Source organism: Rhizobacter sp. P2_H3 (assembly GCF_056403355.1).
The window spans coordinates 1-4,952 of record NZ_JBFUFQ010000324.1; the positions used below are offsets into that span (position 1 = coordinate 1).

The 4,952-nt window shown below is 71.1% G+C and carries 6 protein-coding genes; 2 read left to right on the forward strand and 4 right to left on the reverse strand.

Annotation, left to right across the window (positions count from 1 at the left end; all coding sequences use genetic code 11):
* A partial coding sequence (locus tag AC1D1T_RS29935; protein ID WP_477993086.1) for a GTP-binding protein occupies positions 1-907 on the reverse strand: 907 nt, incomplete at its 3' end.
* 225 nt (positions 908-1,132) lie between these two features.
* Here AC1D1T_RS29935 and AC1D1T_RS29940 point away from each other — a divergent pair.
* Entirely contained in the window at positions 1,133-1,360 is a 228-nt protein-coding gene (locus tag AC1D1T_RS29940; protein ID WP_477843667.1) for a hypothetical protein, read from the forward strand.
* A 10-nt stretch (positions 1,361-1,370) separates the two neighbouring features.
* Here AC1D1T_RS29940 and AC1D1T_RS29945 read toward each other — a convergent pair whose 3' ends face one another.
* On the reverse strand, positions 1,371-2,126 hold the full coding sequence (locus tag AC1D1T_RS29945) for a DeoR/GlpR family DNA-binding transcription regulator (RefSeq protein WP_465114153.1): 756 nt from the start codon (positions 2,124-2,126) through the stop codon (positions 1,371-1,373).
* A gap of 77 nt (positions 2,127-2,203) precedes the next feature.
* Between AC1D1T_RS29945 and nudK the strand changes: the two genes are divergently transcribed.
* Complete coding sequence (nudK, locus tag AC1D1T_RS29950) at positions 2,204-2,791, forward strand: GDP-mannose pyrophosphatase NudK (protein ID WP_465114174.1); 588 nt, start codon at positions 2,204-2,206, stop codon at positions 2,789-2,791.
* Here the strand turns inward: nudK and AC1D1T_RS29955 are convergent, their stop codons facing one another.
* Complete coding sequence (locus AC1D1T_RS29955; protein ID WP_477993087.1) at positions 2,792-3,781, reverse strand: hypothetical protein; 990 nt, start codon at positions 3,779-3,781, stop codon at positions 2,792-2,794.
* A 95-nt stretch (positions 3,782-3,876) separates the two neighbouring features.
* On the reverse strand, positions 3,877-4,952 hold a 1,076-nt coding region (locus AC1D1T_RS29960; protein ID WP_477993088.1), incomplete at its 5' end, for a sensor histidine kinase.

Below are 4,952 nucleotides of genomic sequence, written 5' to 3' on the forward strand. Positions count from 1 at the left end.
CCTTGAACACATGCGCGATCACGTGCAGCGACGCATCCGGCTGCGCATGCAGCTCCTTCGCATCCGCACCCTCGCCCTTGAAGAACTGCGGCGGGTTGCCTTCGGTCGGGTTCGGCAGCAGCAGGTCGATCACGTCGAGCAGCTCGGCCACGCCGGCGCCGTTGCGCGCCGAGACGAAGCAGATCGGGACCAGGTGACCCTCGCGCAGCGCCTGCTCGAGCGGTGCATGCAGCTCGCGCGGGTCGACGTCGCCATCGTTGAGGTAGCGGTCGACGAAACCGGGGTCGACCTCGACGACCTGCTCGACCAGCGCGCGGTGCGCCGTCTCCACAGAAGAAAAATCCGCCTCGCCGGACGGATTGAAGAAGCAGTCGACCACCTGGGTGCCCTGGGCCGCGGGCAGGTTCAGCGGCAGGCACTCCTTGCCGAAGGTGGCCTGGATCTTCGCGACCAGGTCCGGCAGGTCGAGCCCCTGCGCATCGATCTTGTTGACGATGATCATGCGGCACAGCCCGCGGTGCGCCGCCCAGTCCATCATGCGCGAGGCCATCATCTCGATGCCGGTCTGCGCGTTGATCACGATGGCCGCGGTCTCGACCGCCTCCAGCGCCGTCATCGACTGGCCGACGCAATCGGGCATTCCCGGCGTGTCGATCAGGTGGATCTGCGCGCTGCCATGCCCGAAGTGCATCAGCGTCGAGTTCAGCGAATGCTGCACGCGGCGCTCCATCGGGTCGAAATCGCTGACCGTCGTGCCGCGCTCCAGGCTGCCGGGCGCGCCGATCGCCCCCGCCTTGCACAGCAAGGCCTCGGTCAGGCTGGTCTTGCCGGATGCCGTCTGGCCGACCAGCGCGAGCGACCGGATGGCCGCGATCCCGGTGTTCACGGGATTCGATAGGCTTGACATGGCGCTCTCCTTTCGCGCCACAGGCGCTGAGCGGTGAGGGGGCGATCGAGGTTAGTGGATCGCACCGGCGGCGGCAAGCGGGGGCACCCGCGGCCGCGGCGGAGGGCATCGATCCCGGGCATGGTGGTGTCCTACAGCAGGCGGTACCGGTGGCCGACAGCCGGCGCGAGCGGTCCGCGTCACAGTGACCCTTCAGGCAACGGTCGTTTGCCCGAAGGATCCGTCATGACCACCCAGCCAGATTCCGGCCGCAACACCGGCCGAAAGAGCGACACCACCGTGCGGCGTGACCGCGACGCGGAGCCGCAGCTGCCGCACGAACGCGACGAGTCGAGCCAGAAGGACGAGACGCCGCGCCCGCGCATCGAGCAGGCGCACCGCGACGTGTCGCGCGGCCTGGTCGACACCGACCGCGGGCCGCCGATGGACAAGGCCTACAAGAAGCAGCAGTGACGGAGGTCGCTCAGGCCCGCACGATCGCCAGGCCCAGCGTCTCGAACCCGGCCAGCGCCTTCTTCGGCGTGTCGCCGTCGACGATCAGCCCGGTGGCGGCGCTGCAGGGCGCGATCGTGTACGCCGAGGCGCTCTGCAGCTTCTCGGCCGAGGCCGGCACCCAGGTTTCGGCCGCCTGCGTCATCAACGCGCGCTTGATGTGCGACTCTTCCAGGTCGCCGGTGGACAGCCCCGCGCCGATGGAGATGCCGGTGACGCCCATGAAGTACAGATCGGCCCGGATGCGGCCGATCGCCTCCAGCGCGCCGGCACCGACTGACACCACCGAGTGCTTGAACAGCCGGCCGCCGATCAGCACGACCTCGATCAGCGGATGCCCGACCAGCTCGATCGCGATCGTCGGGCTGTGGGTGACGATGGTCGCGCGCAGCGTGGCCGGCAGCTGCCGCGCCAGCTGCTGGCAGGTGGTGCCGCCGTCGATGAAGACGATCTGCCCGGGCTGCACCATCGCGGCCGCGGCGCGCGCGATGCTCGCCTTGCCCTGCGGCTCGACCGCGCGCCGCGCCGAGAAATCGGCCACGGCGCTGGATGCCGGCAGCGCGCCGCCGTGCACCCGCTGCAGCAGGCCCTCGGCCGCGAGCGCGCGCAGGTCGCGCCGGATCGTGTCTTCCGACAGCCCCAGTTCCTCGCTCAGCGTCGCGGCGACGACCTGTCCGTCCTGCTTCAGGCGGCCGAGGATCAGTTGCTTGCGTTGTTCGGTCAGCATGGCCGCGAGTTTGCACGAAATTGCTTGACAGTGCACGAACATGCACGAATCATCGCGTTTCCATCCTTGAACCGGAGATCCCCGTGAACGACCGCGTGCGCATCGTCGACGTGAAGGTGCTGAGCGACGACTGGTATGTGCTGAAGAAGACGAGCTTCGACTTCCAGCGCAGCGACGGCAGCTGGCAGCGCCAGAGCCGCGAGACCTACGACCGCGGCAACGGCGCGACGATCCTGCTCTACAACCGCGAGCGCCGCACGGTGGTGCTGACGCGCCAGTTCCGCTTCCCGGCCTACGTGAACGGCACGCCCGACGGCATGCTGATCGAGGCCTGTGCCGGCCTGCTGGACCGCGACGACCCTGCGACCTGCATCCGCCGCGAGACCGAGGAGGAAACCGGCTACCGCATCGCCGAGGTGCGCCCGGTGTTCGAGGCCTACATGAGCCCGGGCTCGGTGACCGAGCGGCTGCACTTCTTCGTCGGCGCCTACGAGGCGCGCGACAAGGTGTCGGCCGGCGGCGGCGAACAGCACGAGGGCGAGGACATCGAGGTGCTCGAACCCACGCTCGACGAGGCGCTGGCCTGGGTCGCGGCGGGCAGGATCCGCGACGGCAAGACCATCATGCTGCTGCAGTACGCGAAGCTGAACCGGCTGGTCGACTGATCAGCCGGCGTCGGATGCGAGGCGCGACACCGGCACGGTGATGCTGCGGTCGATCGTGCCGTCCTTGCCCTGGTCGACGGTGATCGTCGCGAGCGCGTTCGCGATCGCGAGGCCCACGGCGGCATGCGGCAGCGTGATCGCCCAGGTGCCGGCGATCGGCAGGCCGGTCGGGCCGTAGGTGGCGCTGCCCTGCGTCGCGACGGTGTAGCGGGCCGAACCGTTCGGCAGCGTGAGCCCCATCGTGTGCGTGCCGTTGATCGAGCTGCCCTGCAGCACGCCGTCGACCAGCGTGGCCTGGCGCGTGATGTCGACGGCGCTGAGCGAGAAGTTGGCGGTGCGGCCGTCGTAGTGCGTCGTCAGGCCGAGGCTCTCCGACGTGAAGTGGCTCGTCAGCTGTGTCGTTGTGCCGTTGGTGGTCGACGAGACGGTGCGCGCGGTGTCGCCGTTCAGCGTGACGCTGCCGCGCGGCAACGCGGCCGACAGCGCGACGGCTTCGGTGGTGACCGACAGCGTGTTCGCATCGGCCGTCACCACCGTCATCGTCAGCGAGCCGCTGACGGCGGCCGCGCCGGTGGCGCCGGCGCAGTCCATGAAGGTCAGCGTGTAGACCTCGCCGGCATCGAGTTGCCCGTTCAGCAGGCTGCCGGGCGTGCCGCCGGTGATGCTGAGCACCGCGCTGCCGCCGCCGGCGCAGTCGACCGTGGCGTTCGTGACCGCCAGGGCCGACACGCCTTGCGCCGATTCATGGGCGGCCGCCACCGTGGCCTGCGTGGCCACCACCGACTGGGCCGCGAGCACGCTGGTGTCGAGCACCGTGCCCGCGTCGCCGGAGACCAGCGTGGCGTTCGCGCTGTAGCCGGTGGCGGTGTCGAGGCTCAGCTGCTCGCCGGCGTCACTGTTGCTGCTGCCCCCGCCGCCGCAGGCGGCCAGCGCAGTGGTGCACAGCAGGGCGAGCGGAAAGCGGGCGGTACGGCGGATCGAACGGCTCATGGCGGGCTCCTCGGAAAGTTGTGGGTGTCCATTGAACGCGGTGGGCCGCGGCGTGGCGACCGCGTTGCGCGACGATTTGCGACAGCATTGAAACATCAGCCGAGCGTGACGCGCACGCGGTGCGTGCTGCCATCGCGCTCGAAGGCCAGCGCGCCGCCGAGCCGCGTCGCGACCTGCCGCACGATCGCGAGACCGAGGCCGGTGCCGGGCCGCGAGCGGCTGCCGTCGCCGCGCGCGAACGCATCGGTCAGGCGCTCCACGGCCTCGGCAGGGATGCCGTCGCCGGCATCGTCGACGGTGATCCAGGCCTGCGCGGCCGAGCCGCCGACGCGCACCCGCACCGGCGGGCGGCCGTGCTTCAGCGCGTTGTCGACGAGGTTGGCGATCAGCCGCTCGACGAGCAGCCGGTTGGCGTGCTCGCGTGGCAATGCGGCCGGCGCGTCGAGCGAGAGTTCGGCGGCGGGCCGCTCGAAGCTGCTGACGACCTGCCGCGCGACGGCGGCGAGGTCCACCGTCTCGTCGCACGGCAGTTCGCCGGCGCGCACGTGGTCGAGGAAGCTCTCGATCAGCCGGTCGGCGTCCTGCACGTTGCGCACGATGCTGGCGCGGCGGGCCTGCGTCTCGGGGGTGTCGGGCAGCAGCTCGGCGGCCATGCGGATGCGGCCGAGCGGGCTGCGCAGGTCGTGCGAGACGCCGGCCAGCAGCACGGCCCGTTCACGCTCGTGCTGCTGCAGGCGCTCGAGCAGGTCGCGGTAGGCGGCGGCTATCGCGGCCACCTCGGGCGAGGCGGCCGCCGGAGCGGCGGCCGGTGCGGGCTGGCCCGGTTGATGGGCCTGCATCCGTTCGCGCAGTTGTTCAAGCGGTCGTGTGAGGCGCCGCGTGAAGCGCCAGCTGACGCCGGCGACCAGCGCGCTGGTGATCAACAGCGCGAGCAGCGTGCGCGCCGACCACGCCGGCACGACGACCTGGCCCGCGACGCCCAGCCATGTCGCCGGCCGGCCCGGCGGCACCACCTGCAGCCACAGCATCGGCTCGCCGCGGCCCGTGCCCAGCCGCACTTCGTCGACCTGCACGTCGCGTGCCRCCAGCGCCTGCCGCAGCGCGACGAAGCGCGGCGCGTTGCGCGCGGTGCGCCGGGATTCCGGCGGGGCCGTGTCGCGCTGTTGCACGG

Excerpts from the sequence above, each read along its gene's own strand:
- AC1D1T_RS29940 (WP_477843667.1), top strand. The coding sequence starts at position 1,133 with ATGACCACCCAGCCAGATTCCGGCCGCAACACCGGCCGAAAGAGCGAC.
- AC1D1T_RS29955 (WP_477993087.1), bottom strand. The coding sequence starts at position 3,781 with ATGAGCCGTTCGATCCGCCGTACCGCCCGCTTTCCGCTCGCCCTGCTG.
- AC1D1T_RS29945 (WP_465114153.1), bottom strand. The coding sequence starts at position 2,126 with ATGCTGACCGAACAACGCAAGCAACTGATCCTCGGCCGCCTGAAGCAG.